Origin of the sequence: Paracoccus yeei ATCC BAA-599 (genome assembly GCF_000622145.1) — a bacterium.
Lineage (GTDB): Bacteria > Pseudomonadota > Alphaproteobacteria > Rhodobacterales > Rhodobacteraceae > Paracoccus > Paracoccus yeei.
Genome location: NZ_JHWH01000056.1, coordinates 1 through 3,525 on the forward strand (window position 1 = coordinate 1; position 3,525 = coordinate 3,525).

The following is a 3,525-nucleotide window of genomic DNA, read 5'->3' on the forward strand; positions in this document are numbered from 1 at the left end:
GTATATTTTTCCCGCGCCCATTCACCACGTCCGAGACAATGACCTTCGTTGCGCTCACCCGCTACTTGCAGGGCTGTCCAGGTGATTGTGAGGCCAACATTCAGGGGCCAGTCCATCGCATAGGCGAACAACGCCGCGTCGCGGAAACGCGCCAACCTATCCCGTTCTACGCGCCGCTCATGTCGGGAGGGGGCACGCTGCCGCGCCTTCACCGGGCCGCCTTCGGCGATCCGTTCAGGCTTGGCGGTAACGGCGGGGCTGACGGAAAGCGGGCTGGGAGGATTAGGAGCTGTGCAGACAGGAGGCGGGCAGGCGGCTGGTTCTTCTCTGCCTACTATAAGACCGGGCGCTGCCGTTGGCCGCAGCCCCCGTTGAATAGTAGGGATTTTTGTAATCTCGTCGGAATATCTCGTCGTCAGATCAATCACAGGCGTTTTTCTCAGGTATTCTCTGCCGCCGCGTTTTCATGCTGGCCTAGCCATGTCTCGAAAGCGTCCCGCCTGATCCGTTGCACCGCGCCGATCCGAACAATGGGGGGCGTTTGCTTCCGGGCGACGAGCTTTTGCCAGGTGCTTCGGCTGATCCCCATTGTCGAGATCACGTCCGTCACTGTCATTAGCTGATCTTGTGCTTGCTGCGCCATGTTCCGCAACTCCCTGTGTTCCTACACCATATCTTGTGGGTGCGATTATACCGCAGCAGGGGGCATGCTGGAAGGGCGAACAAAGCAAGATGCCAATGGGCGTTAAAGAATATCTCTGAAAGAGATAGTTAAACAGTTACGCGAAGCCGTCGCTTTGGAATGTTATGTATTTTCATGATATTGCGTCTCCATTCGGGCATGGTGGGCGGGTGATACCCCGAGTTATAACGGGTGATACCCCGAGTCCCTGAACGGGTGATACCCCGAGTCAAAAACGGACTTATCCACAGGATCAGAGCTTGTAGCGCCGATCCTGTCGCCATTCGATCTTTTCAGGGTCACGGTTGATCGACAGCGAAGGGCCGTTCGCGCCCTCGATCTCTTGCATGGAATATTCGGGTAGGGCGTTGCGCGTGATGGCTTTCCGCAGATCACGTGCAAAATCGCCGTAGCTCTGGGATGATCCGCTGCGCCCGTGCAGGTCGCGGAAGGTGAATATCCACCCTGCCTGCTTGCCTACATGGCGACGGGCGAGGCGATACAGGAAGCGATCAAGGCCGCTTGTCAGGTCAAAATACTTGGGCGAAATCGCCAGGACGTCCCGGTCCTTGGTCACAGCTTCGAACAGCCATGCCGGAAGCTCCAGCCATGCACCCTTGGCCTTGCCATCGTCGCTTTCCTCGATCTGGAAGGCCGATAGTAGGTTGAACGCTCCGAGCTTACGCCGCTTCCCTTCCAGGGCCGGACTTTCATAGGCGACACCCGTTGCCCGCAGGCGATGCAAGGCCGCTTTCAGCTCTGCATAGCCTTTGCCGCCCGTGTCTCGTCCGACCGCGCTTAGCAGATTGTAGGGGTGGAACTGGACGCGGGGCGACACAAGAAGGCCAGCGTTCACCGCCTCGTTGATTTGCGAGATTGCCCACAGAAGGACGTCATAGTCCCAGATCGTCGCAACCCCATATTCGTCTGGGGCAGTCACAAGCACCCGTTGTCCGCTGGGGCCGTCCCATTCGATCCGGGTGCGCTTGTTCTTGGACAGGGCGACGAGGGGGGCGCTCATGGCTTCCCGCTCGTCCCGGAATGGCACGTCCCCGATCAGGGCGACAAACAGGTCAAGCTGGCGGTTCTTGCTCATGCCGCTTGGGCCTCGATCTCGTTATCCCGCGCCATGACATTGCGCACCGTCGCGGCATACCACAGGCCGCCCCGCGCCGTCTTTATGCCCCGCGTGTTCAGCTCGTCCGCGATTTGGCGCAGGGATGCGCCACGGGCCGCGATCTGACGAATGACCGGCAAGACATTCGCCGCATGCTGATCGGCCTTTCTTGCGTTCCGCTCTGCCCCTTTGCGGGCCGCGTGGCGCTGTTCCCCTGCCCTTCCCGGCATGGACCAGCCCAAGGCCACACCACGGGCCTTAGCCGCTGCCAGCGCCGCGCGAGTGCGGTCTGAAATGGCTTGCGCCTCATGCTCTGCGACTGCCGCCATGACGTGCAACAGGAAGCGGTTTGCCTCTGGCATATCTGCCGCTGCAATCTCGACCCCGGCTTCTAGCAGATTGGCGATGAAGGCCACATTGCGGGCGAGGCGGTCCAGTTTGGCGATCAGAAGAACAGCACCGATCCGCTTGGCCTCTGCCAAGGCGCGGGCGAGCTGCGGGCGGTCGTTCTTCTTGCCACTTTCAATCTCGACGTATTCCGCTGCGATCTCACCCTTGCCCGCGACGTGATCCGCCACCGCCTTGCGCTGCGCGTCCAGGCCAAGGCCGCTCTTGCCTTGGCGATCCGTGCTGACCCGCAGATAGGTGACGTAGTGCATGGCCGGTCCTTCCTAAACTGGGGTGATCTCGGGGTGTATAATCACCCTACGTCCGTTGTGTCTTTATACACCTATGCGCATTTACGTATTTCCGCAAGCGCGGATGTGCGCTCTTATGTATTTGCGACTCTGCGGAACTGCGGTAGCGTCTGCCCATGAAAACGATAGTCATAGCCGCCCAAAAAGGCGGGGCCGGAAAAACCACCCTCGCCCGCAACCTTGCCGTTGTTGCCTCTCAGGATGGCCGCGACGTTCTTTGTCTCGATCTCGATCCGCAAGGCTCACTTCGCGCCTGGTGGGAAGGTCGGGATGCTGACGCGCCTTCAATGCTGGACCGTGACCCCGCGCCGGATGTTCTCAGGGCCGCCCTGAACGCGGCACAGGCGCAATTCGATCTGTGCATCATCGACACCCCACCCGCTGCGCCGGAATGGCTGGCAGAGGCGCTAGGGGCCGCCGATCTGGTGCTGATTCCCGTTCGCCCCTCGCCTGATGATCTGCGGGCCGTAGGGGCGACGATTGCCGCCGTGAACGCTGCCCGCGTCCCCTTTGCCTTTGCCCTGTCACAAACCCCTCGCGCCAAGATCACCGATGAAGCCGCCCGCGTCCTGGCGCAACATGGCCGTGTCGCGCCGGTCAACATCGCGCAACGGGTCAGCTATGCGGAAACCGGGGCTACGGGGCAGGGCGTCACCGAAACAACTGACGACAAGGCCGGGGCCGAAATTGCCGCCGTCTGGAATTATGTGAAGGGGATTCTGAATGGCTAAGAAGCCTGTCGCCCTCGATGGCCTGCTAAACACTCAAAGTCGCCCGGCGGATACCGGGATACCGCAACGCGGAGCTGCGCCGTTAACTACAGGGGCAAGACCTGCGCCTAAGAAACGGGAGGGCGAAAAGCGGCTGACGCTGGCGCTGGATGGCGAAACCTATCGCCGCCTGCGGCTACATGCTGCCGAAACTGACCAGACACACCAGGACATTCTGGAAGCTGCGCTTGCGGAATACCTTAAGCGCGCAAATGCGTGATTACGCAAATACATAATAGCGGAATTACTTAAGAATGA

Annotated in this window: 5 protein-coding genes; 2 read left to right on the top strand and 3 right to left on the bottom strand. The window is 60.4% G+C overall.

The genetic code is table 11. From position 1 onward, the window contains the following. Positions 1-439 precede the first annotated feature (439 nt). The 3 genes from BU28_RS0117430 to BU28_RS0117440 all read right to left on the bottom strand — a co-directional run bounded on the left by BU28_RS0117430 (position 440) and on the right by BU28_RS0117440 (position 2,458). Positions 440-643 carry a helix-turn-helix transcriptional regulator gene (locus BU28_RS0117430; RefSeq protein ID WP_028720572.1) on the bottom strand — a complete coding sequence of 68 codons (204 nt, stop codon included), beginning with the start codon at positions 641-643 and terminating at the stop codon, positions 440-442. 292 nt (positions 644-935) lie between these two features. Further along, positions 936-1,778, bottom strand: a complete 843-nt coding sequence (locus BU28_RS23620; protein ID WP_051578292.1) for a replication initiator protein A — start codon at positions 1,776-1,778, stop codon at positions 936-938. Then, a complete protein-coding gene (locus BU28_RS0117440; RefSeq protein WP_028720573.1) occupies positions 1,775-2,458 on the bottom strand; it encodes a recombinase family protein in 684 nt (227 codons plus the stop codon). The genes BU28_RS23620 and BU28_RS0117440 overlap by 4 nt, the downstream gene beginning before the upstream one ends. 155 nt (positions 2,459-2,613) lie before the next feature. Here BU28_RS0117440 and BU28_RS0117445 point away from each other — a divergent pair, with 155 nt between their 5' ends. Together BU28_RS0117445 and BU28_RS25005 are read left to right on the top strand one after the other, a co-directional pair. After that, positions 2,614-3,228, top strand: coding sequence for a ParA family protein (locus BU28_RS0117445; protein WP_028720574.1), 615 nt, complete (start codon positions 2,614-2,616; stop codon positions 3,226-3,228). After that, positions 3,221-3,487 (top strand): ribbon-helix-helix protein, CopG family, encoded by a 267-nt coding sequence (locus BU28_RS25005; protein WP_081791451.1) that lies wholly within the window; start codon positions 3,221-3,223, stop codon positions 3,485-3,487. Before BU28_RS0117445 ends, BU28_RS25005 begins: the two co-directional genes overlap by 8 nt. Positions 3,488-3,525: the final 38 nt, after the last annotated feature.

What these genes read in the sequence shown, in the direction of transcription:
- BU28_RS0117430 (WP_028720572.1), bottom strand. Translation starts at nt 643, where the DNA reads ATGGCGCAGCAAGCACAAGATCAGCTAATGACAGTGACGGACGTGATC.
- BU28_RS23620 (WP_051578292.1), bottom strand. Translation starts at nt 1,778, where the DNA reads ATGAGCAAGAACCGCCAGCTTGACCTGTTTGTCGCCCTGATCGGGGAC.
- BU28_RS0117440 (WP_028720573.1), bottom strand. Translation starts at nt 2,458, where the DNA reads ATGCACTACGTCACCTATCTGCGGGTCAGCACGGATCGCCAAGGCAAG.
- BU28_RS0117445 (WP_028720574.1), top strand. Translation starts at nt 2,614, where the DNA reads ATGAAAACGATAGTCATAGCCGCCCAAAAAGGCGGGGCCGGAAAAACC.
- BU28_RS25005 (WP_081791451.1), top strand. Translation starts at nt 3,221, where the DNA reads ATGGCTAAGAAGCCTGTCGCCCTCGATGGCCTGCTAAACACTCAAAGT.